Origin of the sequence: Streptomyces sp. NPDC058052 (genome assembly GCF_042885515.1) — a bacterium.
In the GTDB taxonomy this organism is placed as follows: Bacteria; Actinomycetota; Actinomycetes; order Streptomycetales; family Streptomycetaceae; genus Streptomyces.
The window spans coordinates 1-16,572 of the sequence record NZ_JBHVRX010000045.1 but is presented as its reverse complement, the minus strand read 5'-3'; the positions used below and the strand labels follow the sequence as shown (position 1 = coordinate 16,572).

The 16,572-nt window shown below is 70.2% G+C and carries 15 protein-coding genes; 3 read left to right on the top strand and 12 right to left on the bottom strand.

Annotation, left to right across the window (positions count from 1 at the left end; genetic code table 11):
* Positions 1–42: 42 nt before the first annotated feature.
* From prcA to arc, 5 genes are all read right to left on the bottom strand, one after another.
* Complete coding sequence (gene prcA, locus ACFVU3_RS36435) at positions 43–795, bottom strand: proteasome subunit alpha (protein ID WP_390073072.1); 753 nt, start codon at positions 793–795, stop codon at positions 43–45.
* 46 nt (positions 796–841) lie between these two features.
* Entirely contained in the window at positions 842–1,681 is an 840-nt protein-coding gene (gene prcB, locus ACFVU3_RS36430; protein WP_390073071.1) for a proteasome subunit beta, read from the bottom strand.
* Between the two features lie 161 nt (positions 1,682–1,842).
* Positions 1,843–2,055, bottom strand: coding sequence for a ubiquitin-like protein Pup (locus ACFVU3_RS36425; RefSeq protein ID WP_390073070.1), 213 nt, complete (start codon positions 2,053–2,055; stop codon positions 1,843–1,845).
* A gap of 168 nt (positions 2,056–2,223) precedes the next feature.
* Positions 2,224–3,735 carry a depupylase/deamidase Dop gene (dop, locus tag ACFVU3_RS36420; protein WP_390073069.1) on the bottom strand — a complete coding sequence of 504 codons (1,512 nt, stop codon included), beginning with the start codon at positions 3,733–3,735 and terminating at the stop codon, positions 2,224–2,226.
* A gap of 182 nt (positions 3,736–3,917) precedes the next feature.
* Positions 3,918–5,684 carry a proteasome ATPase gene (gene arc / locus ACFVU3_RS36415; protein WP_390073068.1) on the bottom strand — a complete coding sequence of 589 codons (1,767 nt, stop codon included), beginning with the start codon at positions 5,682–5,684 and terminating at the stop codon, positions 3,918–3,920.
* Positions 5,685–5,925: 241 nt separating this feature from the next.
* On the opposite strand from arc, the gene ACFVU3_RS36410 reads away from it, so the two are divergent.
* Entirely contained in the window at positions 5,926–6,237 is a 312-nt protein-coding gene (locus tag ACFVU3_RS36410; protein WP_390073067.1) for a ferredoxin, read from the top strand.
* Between the two features lie 3 nt (positions 6,238–6,240).
* On the opposite strand, the gene ACFVU3_RS36405 is transcribed toward ACFVU3_RS36410, so the two are convergent.
* From ACFVU3_RS36405 to ACFVU3_RS36395, 3 genes are all read right to left on the bottom strand, one after another.
* Positions 6,241–6,834: a hypothetical protein gene (locus ACFVU3_RS36405; RefSeq protein ID WP_390073066.1), complete on the bottom strand. Its 594-nt coding sequence runs from the start codon at positions 6,832–6,834 to the stop codon at positions 6,241–6,243.
* A 178-nt stretch (positions 6,835–7,012) separates the two neighbouring features.
* Positions 7,013–7,900 carry a tRNA (adenine-N1)-methyltransferase gene (locus tag ACFVU3_RS36400; protein ID WP_031013975.1) on the bottom strand — a complete coding sequence of 296 codons (888 nt, stop codon included), beginning with the start codon at positions 7,898–7,900 and terminating at the stop codon, positions 7,013–7,015.
* A 19-nt stretch (positions 7,901–7,919) separates the two neighbouring features.
* On the bottom strand, positions 7,920–9,053 hold the full coding sequence (locus ACFVU3_RS36395) for a site-2 protease family protein (RefSeq protein ID WP_390073103.1): 1,134 nt from the start codon (positions 9,051–9,053) through the stop codon (positions 7,920–7,922).
* Between the two features lie 178 nt (positions 9,054–9,231).
* On the opposite strand from ACFVU3_RS36395, the gene ACFVU3_RS36390 reads away from it, so the two are divergent.
* Together ACFVU3_RS36390 and ACFVU3_RS36385 are read left to right on the top strand one after the other, a co-directional pair.
* Positions 9,232–10,134 (top strand): RecB family exonuclease, encoded by a 903-nt coding sequence (locus tag ACFVU3_RS36390; protein ID WP_390073065.1) that lies wholly within the window; start codon positions 9,232–9,234, stop codon positions 10,132–10,134.
* 10 nt (positions 10,135–10,144) lie between these two features.
* Positions 10,145–10,822, top strand: a complete 678-nt coding sequence (locus ACFVU3_RS36385) for a response regulator (RefSeq protein ID WP_390073064.1) — start codon at positions 10,145–10,147, stop codon at positions 10,820–10,822.
* Positions 10,823–10,890: 68 nt separating this feature from the next.
* Here the strand turns inward: ACFVU3_RS36385 and ACFVU3_RS36380 are convergent, their stop codons facing one another.
* The 4 genes from ACFVU3_RS36380 to ACFVU3_RS36365 all read right to left on the bottom strand — a co-directional run.
* Positions 10,891–12,465, bottom strand: coding sequence for an ABC transporter substrate-binding protein (locus ACFVU3_RS36380; protein ID WP_390073063.1), 1,575 nt, complete (start codon positions 12,463–12,465; stop codon positions 10,891–10,893).
* A gap of 67 nt (positions 12,466–12,532) precedes the next feature.
* Positions 12,533–14,125, bottom strand: a complete 1,593-nt coding sequence (locus ACFVU3_RS36375) for an ABC transporter substrate-binding protein (RefSeq protein WP_390073062.1) — start codon at positions 14,123–14,125, stop codon at positions 12,533–12,535.
* Positions 14,126–14,639: 514 nt separating this feature from the next.
* Positions 14,640–15,338: an HAD family hydrolase gene (locus tag ACFVU3_RS36370; RefSeq protein WP_390073061.1), complete on the bottom strand. Its 699-nt coding sequence runs from the start codon at positions 15,336–15,338 to the stop codon at positions 14,640–14,642.
* 150 nt (positions 15,339–15,488) lie between these two features.
* On the bottom strand, positions 15,489–16,572 hold a 1,084-nt coding region (locus ACFVU3_RS36365), incomplete at its 5' end, for a vitamin B12 dependent-methionine synthase activation domain-containing protein (protein ID WP_390073060.1).

Here is a 16,572-nt window from a genome sequence, read left to right as displayed (position 1 = left end):
CCCGGTCCTGGTGGACCGGGCCCCTCCGCGTGGCGGGTGGGTCTACTCCTCGGGAGCCTCGTCCGAGGGCTCGTCCGTCTTCGTGATCGCCGCGTTGTCCGCCTCCAGGAGGCGGACCAGCTGGCGGCCGACGATCCGCTTGAACTTGCGCTGCTGCGGACGCGTCCGGTCCAGGACCGCCACCTCGAGGCGCTCGGCGGGGATCTCCCGCTCCGTGCCGTTGGTGTCCCGGGAGAGCGCCTGCACGGCCAGCTTCAGCGCCTCCGCGAGCGACATCCCGTCCCGGTGCCGCTGGTCCAGGAAGGAGCTGATCTGCTCCGCGTTGCCGCCCACCGCGACCGAGCCGTGCTCGTCCACGATGGAGCCGTCGTGCGGCAGCCGGTAGATCTGGTCGCCGGCCGGCTCGGAGCCGACCTCGGCGACCACCAGCTCCACCTCGTACGGCTTCTCGCCGGCGCTGGAGAAGATGGTGCCGAGCGTCTGCGCGTAGACGTTCGCCAGGCCGCGCGCGGTGACGTCGTCCCGGTCGTACGTGTACCCGCGCAGGTCGGCGTAGCGGACGCCGCCGATGCGCAGGTTCTCGTACTCGTTGTACTTGCCGGCGGCGGCGAAGCCGATCCGGTCGTAGATCTCGCTGAACTTGTGCAGGGCGCGGGACGGGTTCTCGCCGACGAAGACGATGCCGTCGGAGTACTGGAGGACCACGAGGCTGCGGCCGCGCGCGATGCCCTTGCGGGCGTACTCCGCGCGGTCGGCCATGGCCTGCTGGGGTGAGACGTAGAACGGTGTGGACACCGGCGCTCGTCCCTTTCTTCTGGGCTGTGAGGGGGCGACGTACGGATCAGAGCAGGGCGGCGCGCGGTCCGTCCGGCTGCTCCAGACGCCGCTCGGTGACCGAACGGGCGAGCTCGGAGGACTCCGCCTCGGAGAGCCTGCGGAAGCCCTCGTCGGTGATGACGGTGACGATCGGGAAGATCCGGCGGGCCAGGTCCGGGCCACCGGTCGCCGAGTCGTCGTCCGCCGCGTCGTACAGCGCCTGCACGACCAGGGTGGTCGCCTGCTGCTCGGTGAGGTCCTCGCGGTACAGCTTCTTCATGGAGCCGCGGGCGAAGATCGAACCCGAGCCGGTGGCGGCGTACCCGTGCTCCTCGGAGCGGCCGCCGGTCACGTCGTACGAGAAGATCCGGCCCTTCTCCCGGCCCTCGTCCCAGCCCGCGAAGAGCGGCACGACGGCGAGGCCCTGCATGGCCATGCCGAGGTTGCTCCGGATCATGGTGGAGAGGCGGTTCGCCTTGCCCTCCAGGGAGAGCGTGGCGCCCTCCACCTTCTCGAAGTGCTCCAGCTCCAGCTGGAAGAGCTTGACCATCTCGACGGCGAGACCGGCGGTGCCGGCGATGCCGACCGCGGAGTACTCGTCCGCCGGGAACACCTTCTCGATGTCCCGCTGCGCGATCATGTTGCCCATGGTGGCCCGCCGGTCGCCCGCGAGGACGACGCCCCCGGGGAAGGTGGCGGCCACGATGGTGGTGCCGTGCGGAGCCTCGACGATCCCGTCCGGAAGCTTCCGGTTCCCCGGCAGCATCTCCGGCGAGTGGTCGGCGAGGAAGTCGATGAACGAGGAGGAGCCCGGCGTCAGGAAGGCCGCCGGCAGACGCCCGATGCTACGAGGGTTGGCTTCCACGCGATTCCTTCCGGGTGGGTGAGAAGGGCCCGCCCCTGGCTCGCGCGGGCCGATCTTGATTGCTGTGTACGGACCATACCCGTGCGACGGCCTGTCATCCGTCCCCGGGCCCACGGCTTCTCCACGGGGCTCCGGGGACGGGAACGACAGGTGCGGAGCGGCTACTCGCCGCCCTTCTGCACGAAGGACCGCACGAAGTCCTCCGCGTTCTCCTCGAGCACGTCGTCGATCTCGTCGAGGACGGAGTCCACGTCGTCGCTCAGCTTCTCCTGGCGCTCCTTGAGGTCGGAGTTCGCCTCCGTGGTCGTCTCCTCGACCTCTTCCGTGGAACGCGTCGCCTTCTGCTGTCCGCCGCCGGTGTCCTTGGTCGCCATTTCCTCACCCCGCTCGAATCGGATCGCTCGGACTGGTGCTGCCGGGCCCTGCAAGATCAGACCCTACAATCCGGGTCCGACATCGGCCCCCGCATTTCCGCAACGTCCGGGCACTGTTTCCATGATTCCCAGGGACCCGGCATTTCAGGCCCCCGTCCAGGTCTCGAATCAGCTGCCGGAGAGAACCCTGACGAGTTCCTCCGCGGTGCGGCAGCGGTCCAGGAGCGCCGCCACATGGGCCTTGGTGCCGCGCAGCGGCTCCAGGGTCGGGACGCGCTGGAGCGAGTCGCGGCCCGGCAGGTCGAAGATCACCGAGTCCCAGGAGGCCGCGGCGACGTCGTCGGCGTACTGCTCCAGGCACCGGCCCCGGAAATAGGCCCTGGTGTCCTCCGGAGGCGCCGTCTCGGCCCGCTCCACCTCGGTCTCGTCCAGGAGCCGCTTCATGCGCCCGCGGGCCACCAGACGGTTGTACAGGCCCTTGTCGGGCCGTACGTCCGCGTACTGGAGGTCCACCAGGTGCAGCCGGGCCGCGTCCCAGTCCAGGCCGTCCCGGCGCCGGTAGCCCTCCATCAGCTCCCGCTTGGCGATCCAGTCCAGCTCGCCGGCGAGGCTCATCGGGTCGTTCTCCAGCCGGTTGAGCGTGTCCTCCCAGCGGGAGAGGACGTCCTTGGTCTGCTCGTCCGCGTCCGCCCCGTACCGCTCGTCCACGTACTTCCTGGCCAGCTCGAAGTACTCCATCTGGAGCTGGACGGCGGTGAGCGTCCGGCCGCTGCGCAGCGTGACGAGGTACTGGAGCGAGGGGTCGTGGGAGACGTGGTGGAGGGTGCGGACGGGCTGGTCGACGGCGAGGTCGACGGTGATGAAGCCGTCCTCGATCATGGAGAGGACGAGGGCGGTGGTGCCCAGCTTGAGGTAGGTGGAGATCTCGGAGAGGTTGGCGTCCCCGATGATCACGTGCAGCCGGCGGTACTTCTCGGCGTCGGCGTGCGGTTCGTCGCGGGTGTTGATGATGGGCCGCTTGAGGGTGGTCTCCAGGCCGACCTCGACCTCGAAGTAGTCGGCGCGCTGGCTGATCTGGAAGCCGTCCTCGCGCCCGTCCTGGCCGATGCCGACCCGGCCCGCGCCGGTGACGACCTGGCGGGAGACGAAGAAGGGCGTGAGGTGGCGCACGATGTCCGAGAAGGGGGTCTCCCGCTTCATCAGGTAGTTCTCGTGCGTGCCGTAGGAGGCGCCCTTGTTGTCGGTGTTGTTCTTGTAGAGGTGGATGGGCTGGGCGCCGGGGAGCTGGGCGGCGCGCTCGGCGGCCTCGGCCATGATCCGCTCGCCGGCCTTGTCCCAGAGGACGGCGTCGCGCGGATTGGTGACCTCGGGGGCGCTGTACTCGGGGTGGGCGTGGTCCACGTAGAGGCGGGCGCCGTTGGTGAGGATCACATTGGCGAGGCCGATGTCCTCGTCGGTGAGCTGGCTGGAGTCGGCGGCCTCGCGGGCGAGGTCGAAGCCGCGGGCGTCCCGCAGCGGGTTCTCCTCCTCGAAGTCCCAGCGGGCGCGGCGCGCCCGGTGCATCGCCGCGGCGTAGGCGTTGACGATCTGGGACGAGGTGAGCATGGCATTGGCGTTCGGGTGTCCCGGGACGGAGATCCCGTACTCCGTCTCGATGCCCATTACTCGCCGTACGGTCATGCGGCCCTCCTTGCCCGGCGGCGCTCAGTGCGCGACTCGGCGGTACCGAAGAGCCTAGAGCGGCTCCGCGCTGGTGGGGAGATCACTTGCGGTAATTTCCCGGCGTGGCCGGGAGGATTTCCGGTACGAATGCGACGGCTGCGGATGCCCGGTTTCCGGACATCCGCAGCCGGTGTGCGTCCCTACAGGTACTGACCGGTGTTGGCCACCGTGTCGATGGAGCGTCCCGTGTCCGCGCCCTGCTTTCCGGTGACGAGGGTGCGGATGAAGACGATCCGCTCTCCCTTCTTTCCGGAGATCCGGGCCCAGTCGTCGGGGTTGGTGGTGTTGGGCAGGTCCTCGTTCTCCTTGAACTCGTCCACGCATGCCTGGAGGAGATGGGAGACGCGGATGCCCTTCTGGTTCTGGTCGAGGAATGCCTTGATGGCCATCTTCTTGGCCCGGTCGACGATGTTCTGGATCATCGCGCCGGAGTTGAAGTCCTTGAAGTAGAGGACTTCCTTGTCACCGTTGGCGTACGTGACTTCGAGGAAGCGGTTCTCCTCGCTTTCGGCGTACATCTGCTCGACGACGGACTGGATCATTCCCTGGGCGGCGGCGGCCTTGGAGCCGCTGTGCTCGGAGACGTCGTCCGTGTGGAGCGGAAGGTTGGCGGTGAGGTACTTCGCGAAGATGTCCTTCGCGGCCTCGGCGTCCGGACGCTCGATCTTGATCTTCACGTCGAGCCGGCCGGGGCGGAGGATCGCGGGGTCGATCATGTCCTCGCGGTTGGAGGCGCCGATCACGATCACGTTCTCCAGGCCCTCGACGCCGTCGATCTCGGCGAGGAGCTGGGGGACGATGGTGTTCTCGACGTCGGAGCTGACGCCGGATCCGCGGGTGCGGAAGAGCGACTCCATCTCGTCGAAGAAGACGATGACGGGGGTGCCCTCGCTCGCCTTCTCACGGGCACGCTGGAAGACCAGGCGGATGTGCCGCTCGGTCTCGCCGACGTACTTGTTGAGGAGCTCGGGGCCCTTGATGTTGAGGAAGTAGGACTTCCCCGCGGGCTGGCCGGTGACCTCGGCGACCTTCTTGGCCAGGGAGTTGGCGACGGCCTTGGCGATGAGCGTCTTGCCGCAGCCCGGCGGCCCGTAGAGCAGGATGCCCTTGGGCGGCCGCAGTTCGTGCTCCTTGAACAGGTCGGGGTAGAGGTACGGGAGCTCGACCGCGTCGCGGATCAGCTCGATCTGGTTGCCCAGACCGCCGATCTTGTCGTAGTCGACGTCCGGGACCTCTTCGAGGACGAGTTCCTCGACCTCGCTCTTGGGCACGACCTCGTAGACGTAGCCGGACCTGGAGTCGAAGAGCAGGGCGTCGCCGGGGCGGATGGTGACGTCCAGCAGAGGCTCGGCGAGCCTCACCACCCGCTCCTCGTCGGTGTGCCCGACCACCAGGGCGCGCTCGCCGTCCTCAAGGATCTCCTTGAGGGTGACGATGTCCCCGGCGCGCTCGAACTCCATGGCCTCGACCACGTTGAGCGCCTCGTTGAGCATGACTTCCTGGCCGCGCCGGAGCTCGTCGAGCTCGACGCTGGGACTCACGTTCACCCGGAGCTTGCGGCCCCCGGTGATGATGTCGCAGGTGCCGTCCTCATTGGCGTGCAGGAAGACACCGAAACCGGCCGGCGGCTGCGCGAGCCGGTCGACCTCCTCCTTGAGGGCCACGATCTGGTCGCGTGCCTCACGGAGCGTGTTCGCCAGCCTTTCGTTCTGCGCGGACACGCCGGCCAGGTTCGTCTGCAGCTCGACGATCCGCTCTTCGAGAATCCTCGTGTGTCGCGGAGAGTCGGCGAGCTTGCGGCGCAGGACGGCGATTTCCTGCTCGAGATAGGCAACCTGGCCGGCAGGGTCTTCAGACCCCCGCCCCGGCCGGATGCCGCGGTTGATGTCGTCGTCGTGGGCTGCCACGGTCCTCACCTCCTCCAAGGGGAGCTGGACGCATCCTGACCCTACCTGCGTGGGTGATGATTGAAACCCCTAGATCAAAAAGACTCCGGGGTGTGTCCGATCTTCACCCTTGCGCTTCCCCTCTCGCCAGGGGAATACCCACCCTTCACGCTCTGAAAGCGGGCAGTTGTATCGTCATCAGGGGTCAACACCCGCGGGTCGCGGCCTCAATTGTCCGCGCGGAGCAGAAACGGCAGAAGAGATGAGCGTGCAGCACGAGTCGCCGGCCGAAGGGGCCGAGGAGGCCCTGGAGGTCTGGATCGACCAGGATCTGTGCACCGGGGACGGGATCTGCGCGCAATACGCCCCCGAGGTCTTCGAGCTGGACATCGACGGGCTCGCGTATGTGAAGAGCGCCGACGACGAACTGCTCCAGGACGCGGGGGCGACGACGCCCGTCCCGCTGCCGCTGCTGCAGGACGTGGTGGACTCGGCGAAGGAGTGCCCGGGCGACTGCATCCATGTGCGGCGGGTCCGGGACCGCGTCGAGGTCTACGGCCCCGACGCGGAGTGACGGTCAGACGCCGCGTGCCTCCGCGCCCGCGGAGCGGACGAAGGCGCCGCCGGTCCATTCCCAGCTGACCTGCTCCTTCTCGTCGGGGCAGCAGCTGGGGACATCGGGGGACGAGTAGCCGAGCAGGGTGGCGCGGACGGCTCCGTCGCGGATCGCGAGGCCGGTGACGCTGCGCTGCTCGCGCGGGTCGACGAGGGTGGCCACCACGCGCGCGGGGGTCTTGCCGCCGCGGCCGAGGGTGAGGACGTACAGGCCGGCGGGCGGGGTTCCGGATCCGGCTTCGCAGTGTACGACCGCAACGGTCTCGGGGTTCCTGTCGCCGTCCAGGTCGCCGGTGACGCTCCGGTCGACCCGGTGGGCCGCTCCCCCGCAGTCGAGCGGGTACACGGCCGTCGCGGGGTCCGGGGCGGCCGCGGGACCCGGGGCCTCGGGGGCGGGTGCGGCGGTGGTGGCGGGACCGGCCTCGGCCGCGCGGGGCGACAGGGCGCCGGCCAGGGCGACGACCGCGGCGGTCGCGGTGGCGGTGGCCAGCCAGTGCAGCGGCCGGGCGTGGGTGTGTGCGAGGTCCACGGGGTCCGGGGCGGCGGAGGGCTGCACGCGAGACGTCTCCTGTGAGGGTCGTGCCGAGGGGTTGCGGGCATCGTGCCACACGTCACAGGGCGGCGGAACAGCCGGGGGGTGTCGAACAGGGGTGCCGAACACGGCGACGCCGCCGTCCGGTTCCCCGCGGTGCGGGGTGGTCGGGCGGCGGCGTCGGCCGGGTCCTGTCGGAGTGTCAGCCCTTGTTGGGGCCGTCGTAGTCCTCGCCGTAGGCGCCCTTGGCGGGGCGGCGGCGGCGCATCGGGGGCTCCACACCGTCCGCGAGGCGGCGGGCGGTGACGAGGAAGCCGGTGTGGCCGATCATGCGGTGATCGGGGCGGACGGCCAGGCCCTCGACGTGCCAGTTGCGGATCATGGACTCCCACGGCTGCGGCTCGGCGTAACAGCCGATCTCGCGGATGGACTCCACGGTGCGGGCGAGCTGGGTGGTGGTGGCCACGTAGCAGCAGAGGATGCCGCCCGGGACGAGCGACTTGGAGACGGCCTCCAGGCACTCCCAGGGGGCGAGCATGTCGAGGATGACCCGGTCGACGTCGGTGTCGGTCAGGTTGTCCTGGAGGTCGCCCACGGTCAGCTGCCACGCCGGGTGGGGGCCGCCGAAGTAGCGCTCGACGTTGCCCTTCGCGATCTCGGCGAAGTCCTCACGGCGCTCGTAGGAGTGCAGCATGCCGCTGTCGCCGATGGCGCGGAGCAGGAAGCTGCTGAGCGAGCCGGAACCCACGCCGGCCTCCACGACGCGCGCGCCGGGGAAGATGTCGGCGAAGGCGAGGATCTGTCCCGCGTCCTTCGGGTAGACCACGGCGGCGCCGCGGGGCATGGACAGGACGTAGTCGGGGAGCAGGGGGCGCAGCGCGAGGTAGGCCACGTTTCCGGTGGTGCGGACAACGCTGCCCTCGGGAGCGCCGATCAGCTCGTCGTGCGGGAAGGAACCCTTGTGGGTGTGGAAGTTCTTTCCCTCTTCGAGCGTGAACGTGTAGTGGCGGCCCTTGGGGTCGGTCAGCTGAACCTGGTCCCCGACCTTGAAGGGCCCGCGTCGGCGGGCGGCACCGGTCGGTTCGGACATGTGAACAAGAGTACCGGGCTCAGGAGGAGGGTCGTGCCATGGCCTTCACGAAGGCGCGCTCGACGTCCGTGGTGGCGAGGACCCCGTAGATCTCGCCGGTCTCCTCGACGACGAGGTACTCGGTGGCGGGGGTGGCGCGGAGGTGGTCGAGCAGCGGCTGGCCGGTGAGTTCGGCGGGGACGCGCATGCCGGGGTTGAGGTCCTGGGCGAGGGTGGTGACGGCGACCCAGGGGCGGCGGTGCTGGGGGACGGCGGCGATGGCGGTCTCGCGGACGATGCCGGTGGGGCCGCCGGTGCCGTCGACGACGACGAGGGCGCGGGCGCCGGCCTCGTTGGCGCGGCGGAGGGCCTCGGAGAGGGGGGTGTGGGGTTCGACGGGGATGGCCCGGCGGGTGAGGGCGCGGGCGCGCAGGTCGGGGAGGTGCTCGCGGAGGCGGGCCATGCGGAGGCTGTTGCCGGCGCCGGTCCAGATGATCGCGGCCAGGATGGCGGCGAGGAGGGCGTCGGTGACGGTGGTGAAGCCGTCGATGTCGGCGGTGGAGTTGCCGAGCCAGCCGGTGCGGGTGAGGAGGGGGAGGCCGATGAGGACGGTGACGGCGAGCGCGCGGCCGACCCAGGCGGCGGCGACGGTGCCGCTCATCGGCTTGCCGGTGATCTTCCAGACGACGGCGCGGAGCATCCGGCCGCCGTCGAGGGGGAGGCCGGGGAGGAGGTTGAAGATCGCGACGATGAGGTTGGAGATCATCAGGCCGGCGAGGAGGACGCCGGGCACGGTGCCGGGTTCGACGGCGTGCATGGCGAGGTAGAAGAGGCCGGCGAGGACGAGGGAGAGGAGGGGGCCGACGAAGGCGAGGACGAATTCGCGGCCGGGGGTCTCGGACTCCTTCTCGATCTCGGAGACGCCGCCGAAGAACTGGAGCTGGATGCGCCGCACGGGGAGCTTGAAGCGGAGGGCGGCGATGGTGTGGGCGAGCTCGTGGACGAGGACGGAGGCGTAGAAGGCGACGGCGAAGAAGAGGGAGACGAGGTAGCGGGCGGTGCCGAGGTCGGGGAGGACCCGTTCGATCTGGTCGCCGAAGACCCAGGTGATGAGGGCGGCGACGAGGAACCAGCTGGGAGCGACGTAGACGGGCACGCCGAAGGGCCGGCCCATGAGGATCCCGCCGCCGGGTTCCTCGGTCCGCTGCGGCTTGGGCTCGTCCTGGTTCACGGGTTCCTCTCGTCGCCGGGGGTGACCGCGCCGGTGCGTCTCGGGTCGATCATGCAGCGCGACGGGTCATGCGTCGATGGTATGCGGCTCGCTGTCGGTGGCGGGTCGTAGGGTCTGTGTCATGAGTACGAGCGAGCGGCTCCCGGAGGGGCCCCGGGCGCCCATGTCGCTGTCTCCCTCGCGGGCGAGCGACTTCATGCAGTGTCCCCTGTTGTACCGGTTCCGGGTCATCGACCGGCTGCCGGAGAAGCCGAGCGCGGCGGCGACGCGGGGGACGCTGGTGCACGCGGTGCTGGAGCGGCTCTTCGACGATCCGGCGGCGGAGCGGACGGTGCCGCGGGCGAAGGCGATGATCCCGGGCCAGTGGGACCGGCTGCTCGAGTCGCGGCCGGAGCTGGGCGAGCTGTTCGCCGACGATCCGGCGGGCGACCGGCTGGGGCAGTGGCTGGCGGAGGCCGAGTCGCTGGTGGAGCGGTGGTTCACGCTGGAGGATCCGGCGCGGCTCGAACCGGCGGAGCGCGAGCTGTTCGTGGAGACGGAGCTGGAGTCGGGGCTGCGGCTGCGCGGGGTGATCGACCGGGTGGACGTGGCGCCGACGGGCGAGGTGCGGATCGTCGACTACAAGACGGGGAAGGCGCCGCGGCCGGAGTACAGCGAGGGCGCGCTGTTCCAGATGACGTTCTACGCGCTGGTGGTGTGGCGGCTGAAGGGCGTGATCCCGCGCCGGCTGCAGCTGGTCTATCTGGGCAGCGGGGACGTGCTGACGTACGACCCGGCGGAGGCGGACCTGCGGCGGGTGGAGCGGAAGCTGCACGCGCTGTGGGACGCGATCCGGACGGCGACGGAGACGGGCGACTGGCGGCCGCGGCCCACGAAGCTGTGCGGCTGGTGCGATCACCGGGCGGTGTGTCCGGAGTTCGGCGGGACTCCCCCGGTGTACCCGCTGGAGATCGTTTCCGCGCGCCCGCCGGAGTCGGGCGAAGAGGCGCAGGGCAGAATGGGCGGGGACCGGCCCGCCTCGTGAAGGAGCCCCTGTGACGATTCGCGTCCTCCTGGTCGACGACCAGCCGCTGCTGCGCACCGGCTTCCGGATGATTCTGGAGGCGGAGCAGGACATCACGGTGGTGGGCGAGGCCGGTGACGGTCTGCAGGCGCAGGACCAGGTGCGGGCCCTCCAGCCGGACGTGGTGCTCATGGACATCCGGATGCCGCGGATGGACGGCGTGGAGGCGACCCGGCAGATCACCGGCCCCGGCCGGGACGGGCCGGCGAAGGTGCTGGTGCTGACCACCTTCGATCTCGACGAGTACGTGGTGGAGGCGCTGCGGGCGGGGGCGAGCGGCTTCCTGCTGAAGGACGCCCCGGCGAACGAGCTGGTGCAGGCGATCCGGGTGGTGGCGGCGGGCGAGGCGATGCTGGCCCCGTCGATCACGCGGCGGCTGCTCGACAAGTACTCGGCGCATCTGCCGACGGGCGAGGAGCAGGTGCCGGACACGCTGGGCACGCTCACCGACCGTGAGGTGGAGGTGCTGAAGCTGGTGGCCCGCGGGTTGTCGAACGCGGAGATCGCGGCGGATCTGTTCGTCAGCGAGACGACGGTGAAGACGCACGTGGGGCATGTGCTGACGAAGCTGGGGCTGCGCGACCGGGTGCAGGCGGCGGTGTACGCGTACGAGAGCGGTCTGGTGCGTCCGGGGGGCAACGGCCAGTAGGGCGACGGCGGACGGAAGGGCCCGGTGCGTTCGGCGTGCACCGGGCCCTTCCGCGTTCGCCGCGGGGGTCAGCTCTTGCGGAGCTCCCAGAAGCGGAAGACGGTCGAGGCGTCGAGGGTCCATTCGAGGCCGGTGACGCCGTCGCGGGTGACGGCGTACTGCTTGCCCTGCCAGAGCGGGAGGAGGGGGACCTCCTCGGCGACGGCGTCCTGGATGGCGCCGTACTCCTCGTCGGTGGCGGAGCGGTCGGCGGTGGCGGCGGTCTTCGGCAGGAGGGTGCCGGTGATCGTCTTGTTCTCGTAGTGGTTGGAGAGGACGTTGCCCTCGCCGAAGAAGGGGGCGGTGAAGTTGTCGGCGTCGGGGTAGTCGGGGACCCAGCCCTTGACGTAGACGCCGTACTTGCCGGCGGCGATGTCCTCCTCGTACTGCTCGAAGGGGACGGACTTCACGTCGGCGTCGAAGAGGCCGCCGGCGTTGAGCTGGGCGGCGATGGCCTTGAGCTCGGCGTCGGTGGAGGGGCCGTAGCGGCTGGGGGTGGACCAGAGGGTCAGGGTGACCTTGTCCTTGATGCCGGCGCTGCGGAGGGCCTTCTTGGCCTTGGCGGCGTCGGGGGCACCGTAGGTGTCGAAGAAGGCGGTGTTGTGGCCGTTGATGCCGGCCGGGACGATCGAGTAGAGCGGGGTGGCGGTCGACTTGTAGACGTCCTCGACGAGGGCGTCGCGGTCGACGAGCTGGGCTATCGCCCTGCGGACGGCGGGCTTGCCGACGACGGGGTCCTTCACGTTGAAGACGAGGTGCTGGACCTCGGCGCTGCCGCCCTGGACGACCTGGACGTCGCGGTCCTCGGTGGAGGTCTCCAGCGCGGAGATGTCGGCGGCGGACAGGCCGCGGTAGGCGACGTCGACGTCGCCGTCGGTGAACGCCTTGGCGAGGGCGGTGCGGTCGCCCTGGTAGAGCTTGAGGGCGACGCGGTCGTTGCGGCGTTCCGCGGTGCCCTGGTAGCCGGTGTTCGCGGAGAAGACGGCCTCGGTGTCGCTGAAGGAGTCCAGCTTGTACGGGCCGGAGCCGACGGCCTTGCCGTCGGTGCGGAGGGCGTCGGCGGGGTACTCGCGGTGGTCGACGATGGAGCCGGCGCCGGAGGCGATCTTGCTGGGGAAGGTGGCGTCCGGGACCTTGAGACGGAAGACGACGGTCCGCTCGTCGGGGGTCTCGATGGTGTCGATGGTGGAGAGCAGCGGCGCCGGGCCGGAGGGGTCGGCGATCTTCAGGGCGCGCTCGAAGGAGAACTTGACGTCCTCGGAGGTGAGCGGGTTGCCGTTGGAGAACTTCAGGCCGGGGCGGAGGGTGCAGGTGTAGACGGTGCTGCCGTCGCCGAAGCCGCACTGTTCGGCGGCTTCGGGCTCGGGCAGGGAGCCGCCCTTCGGGAAGGCGAGGAGGGACTGGAAGACGTTGTTGAACAGCAGCCAGGAGCCGGGGTCGTAGCCGGCCGCGGGGTCGGTCGCCATGATCTCGTCGGACATGCCGACCCGGATGGCGTCGGCCGAGCCGGAACCCTGGCCCTGCTCGGTGCCGCAGCCGCCGAGGAGGGCGGCGGAGAGCCCCGCGGCGAGCGGGGCGGTCAGCCACTTGTGGTGCGTCTTCACAGAACTTGCCTCGTGATCTCTTGCCAGGCCGGCCGCGCGTGGCTGCGCGGCCGGTACAACGAAGGGGTCAGGCGGTGGTGCCGCGGCTCAGCTCCCAGAGCAGCAGGTCGGAAGAGGTGTTGAGGGCGTACTCGACACCGTTGATGTCGTCGCGGGCGGCGACGTACTGCTTGCCCTGCCAGAGCGGCAGGACGGGTACGTCCTGGGCGACGATCTTCTGGATCTGCTGGTAGACGGGGTTGGCGGCGGTGCGGTCGGCCTGGCGGCGGGACCGCGGGATGAGCTGGTCGCGGACGGTCTTGTTGACGTACGGGGTGCCGAGGAAGTTGTCGCTGTCGAGGAAGGGCGCGACGTAGTTGTCCGGGTCCGGGTAGTCGGGGAACCAGCCGAGGCCGTAGACGGCGTAGTCGCCGCGGCGCTGGGCCGGGCGGAACTCGGACCAGGCGGTGCCCTTGACGGTGACGTCGAAGAGTTCGCTCGCGATGAGCTGGTTCTTCAGGGTCGCGAACTCCTGGGCGGTCTCGGCGCCGTAGTGGTCGGTGGTGTAGTTCAGGGTCAGCTTGACCGGGGTCTTGACGCCGGCCTTGCGGAGGATGGAGCGGGCGCGGTCGGGGTCGCCCTCGCCGTACTCCTCGTAGAAGGGGGTGGCGTGGCCGGCGATGCTGGAGGGGATGAGCGAGTAGAGCGGCTCGGCGGTGGGGCCGTAGACCCGGTTGACGAGGGCGCCGCGGTCGACGACGGCGGCCATGGCCTGGCGGACGGCCTTCTCCTCGACGGCGGGGGCCTTGGTGTTGAAGCCGAGGTAGCGGATCTCCAGGCCGGGGACCTCGGAGACGCGGATGCCGTCGGTGGGGGTCTCGGTGAGGTCGCGGATCTGCTCCTGGGAGAGGGAGCGGGCCATCATGTCGATGTCCTTGCTCTCCAGGGCCTTGCCCATGACGCCGGCGTCGGCGTAGGCGCGGAGTTCGACCTGCTCGTTGCGGGGCGTGATGTCGCCCTTGTAGCGGGGGTTGCGGGAGAAGACGAAGCGGGTGGCCTGGTCGCCCTCCTGCTCGGCCTTGAGGGTGTACGGGCCGGAGCCGTCCACCTGGAAGCCCTCGCGGAGCGCGTCGGCGGCGTACTTGTCCTTGCTGAGGATGCCGGCGACGGGCGTGGAGAGCTTGTACGGGAAAGTCGCGTCGGGGGCGTTGAGGTGGAAGACGACCTCGCGGTCGCCCTTGGTCTCGACGGTGTCGATGGTCGACAGGAGGGCGGCGGCGCCGTTGTCGGACTTGATCTTCCGGACCCGGTCGATGGAGTACTTGACGTCCTCGGCGGTGACGGGGCTGCCGTCGGCGAAGGTGAGGCCGGAGCGCAGGACGCAGCGGTAGCTCTCGCTCGCCGTGTCGGAGAAGCCGCAGCTCTCGGCCGCCTCGGGGACCGGCTGGCCGCCGCCGCGGGGGACGTGGACCAGGGTCTGGACGGTCTGGCGGAGGATGTTCCAGGCGCCGGTGTCGTAGGCGTAGGCCGGGTCGAGGGGGGCCGGGGCCTCCTCGGTGGCGACGAACTGGTCGGTCGTTCCGACGACGATGGCTCTGCCGTCCTCTCCCGTGCCACAGGCGGCGAGCAGCGGGGCGAGCAGTCCGGCAACGGCCGGCAGCACCAAGGTCTTGCGGTTCATCAAGGGACGTTCTCCTCAGCCGGCCTGGGGTACAGCGGTCATGACGACACTCCGCCGCCGCCGCCCGGTCGGGGCGGGAGCGATCGGGCCGGGAAGTTGCGATCGGTCCTGTGTTCTCGGCGACTTGGGTATGCGCCGGTGCACGCGGTGATAGCGGCGAAGTACTCGCGAAAGATTAGTGGGCGGCGCCGCTATTGCCGGACGGGGTGGCCGGTGGGGGGTAATCGCAGGGTGATCATGAATGCGGTCGGTTCGATAGTCATGCGGTGCGCGAGGCGGACGGTTCCGAGCGAATCGGGACACAGGGGTGCGGCGGACGTCCGCATTCCGGGCATGGAACGCGGTCAGGCCACCCCTCGATGAGCACGCTGGGTGACCAAGGTCACGCGGCTGCAATTCGATGGGTGGCCTGATCCAATTGCACGGAAGTCGTGCGGGGGCGGGCGGGAGAACGTCACGGAAGGCGGTCTCGGCGAATACCCGGGGTAATGCTCAGAGAAAGCTCAAATTCCGCTCAGATTCCGGATACGAGGGTCCTCAGGAAGGGGACGTCGACCTCTTCGAGGGAGCGGACCACGACCCGGCCGGGGAGGGCGGGGATCGGCGCGACGGAGGGCACGGCGACGACCCGGCAGCCGGCCGCCTCGGCGGCGGCGACACCGGTCGCGGTGTCCTCGATGACGGCGCACAGGGCGGGGTCGGCGCCGACGCCGCGGGCGGCGGTCAGGTACGGCTCCGGGTGCGGCTTGGTGCGGACGACCTCGTCGCCGGCGACGGTGAGGTGGAAGCGGTCGCGGCCGACGGACTCCAGGACGCGGTCGATGATCCGCCGGTGGGAGGCGGAGACGAGGGCGGTCGGGATGGAGTGGCGGGCCAGTTCGGTGAGCAGCCGCTCGGCGCCCGGCATGAGGGGGACGCCGCGCTCGATGCGCTTCTCGAACTTCTCGTTGAGCAGCACCGTCAGCTCGTCGAGGGTGATGTCGGCGCCGGTCGACTCGATCAGGTAGCCCGCGCTGCGGGTCATGGGACCGCCGACGACGATGTCCTTCCATGCCTCGTCGAGGCGGTGCCCGAGGTCGGCGAAGACCTCGACCTCGGCGTCCCACCAGAAGCCCTCGGTGTCGACGAGGGTCCCGTCCATGTCGAGGAAGACCGCCTGCAGGGCGGAGCTTCCGTTGGCGTGGAACAGGGACGCGGGGACCGTACTGGTCATCCGGCACACCTCCATGGAGGGACGGAAAGGCCGGCCCCCACTCCCGGTACGGGGAGGAGGACCGGCCTGCACTGGACCGACAAGTGTACGTCTCGATCACCGCCGGTGCCGCGATTTACGGTCCGGCGTCAGCGCGTGGTCACCGGACGGTCACCGGGCGTTGAAGTACTTCGCCTCGGGGTGGTGGATGACGATGGCGTCGGTGGACTGCTCGGGGTGGAGCTGGAACTCCTCCGAGAGGTGCACGCCGATCCGCTCCGGCCGGAGCAGCTCGGCGATCTTCGCGCGGTCCTCCAGGTCGGGGCAGGCGCCGTAGCCGAGCGAGAAGCGGGCGCCGCGGTACTTGAGCGCGAACATGTCCTCGACGGCCTCGGGGTCCTCGCCGCCGAAGCCCAGCTCGGCGCGGACGCGCGCGTGCCAGTACTCGGCGAGGGCCTCGGCCAGCTGCACGGAGAGGCCGTGGAGTTCGAGGTAGTCGCGGTAGGAGTCGGAGGCGAAGAGTTCGGCGGTGGCCTCGCCGATCTTCGAGCCGACGGTGACGACCTGGAGGCCGACGACGTCGGTCTCGCCGGACTCCTCGGGGCGGAAGAAGTCCGCGAGGCAGAGGCGGCGGCCGCGGCGCTGGCGGGGGAAGGTGAAGCGGGTCCGCTCGTTGCCGGAGTCGTCGAGGATGATCAGGTCGTCGCCCTTGGAGACGCACGGGAAGTAGCCGTGGACGACGGCCGCCTCCAGCAGGTTCTCGGTGTGCAGGCGCTCCAGCCAGCCGCGCAGCCGCGGCCGGCCCTCGGTCTCCACCAGCTCCTCGTACGTCGGCCCGTCGCCGGCGCGGTTCTGCTTGAGGCCCCACTGGCCCTTGAAGAGGGCGCCCTCGTCGAGCCAGGAGGCGTAGTCCTTGAGCGGGATGCCCTTGACGACGCGGGTGCCCCAGAACGGCGGGGTGGGGACGGGGTTGTCGGTGGCGACGTCGGAGCGGCCGCCGGGCTCGGGCTCGTCGACCTGGAGGGCGGCGGTGCCCTTGGCGACCCGGCGCTGCTTCAGCTCGGGGAGCACGGCTCCGGGGACGCCGCGCTTGACGGCGACGAGGGCGTCCATGAGCCGCAGGCCCTCGAAGGCGTCGCGGGCGTAGCGGACCTCTCCCTGGTAGATCTCGTGGAGGTCCTGTTCGACGTAGGCGCGGGTGAGGGCGGCGCCGCCGAGGATCACGGGGTACTTGGCGGCGAGGTCGCGCTGGTTC

Excerpts from the sequence above, each read along its gene's own strand:
- ACFVU3_RS36410 (WP_390073067.1), top strand. The coding sequence starts at position 5,926 with ATGAGCGTGCAGCACGAGTCGCCGGCCGAAGGGGCCGAGGAGGCCCTG.
- ACFVU3_RS36370 (WP_390073061.1), bottom strand. The coding sequence starts at position 15,338 with ATGACCAGTACGGTCCCCGCGTCCCTGTTCCACGCCAACGGAAGCTCC.
- ACFVU3_RS36400 (WP_031013975.1), bottom strand. The coding sequence starts at position 7,900 with ATGTCCGAACCGACCGGTGCCGCCCGCCGACGCGGGCCCTTCAAGGTC.
- ACFVU3_RS36390 (WP_390073065.1), top strand. The coding sequence starts at position 9,232 with ATGAGTACGAGCGAGCGGCTCCCGGAGGGGCCCCGGGCGCCCATGTCG.
- dop (WP_390073069.1), bottom strand. The coding sequence starts at position 3,735 with ATGACCGTACGGCGAGTAATGGGCATCGAGACGGAGTACGGGATCTCC.
- ACFVU3_RS36395 (WP_390073103.1), bottom strand. The coding sequence starts at position 9,053 with ATGGGCCGGCCCTTCGGCGTGCCCGTCTACGTCGCTCCCAGCTGGTTC.
- ACFVU3_RS36425 (WP_390073070.1), bottom strand. The coding sequence starts at position 2,055 with ATGGCGACCAAGGACACCGGCGGCGGACAGCAGAAGGCGACGCGTTCC.
- ACFVU3_RS36375 (WP_390073062.1), bottom strand. The coding sequence starts at position 14,125 with ATGAACCGCAAGACCTTGGTGCTGCCGGCCGTTGCCGGACTGCTCGCC.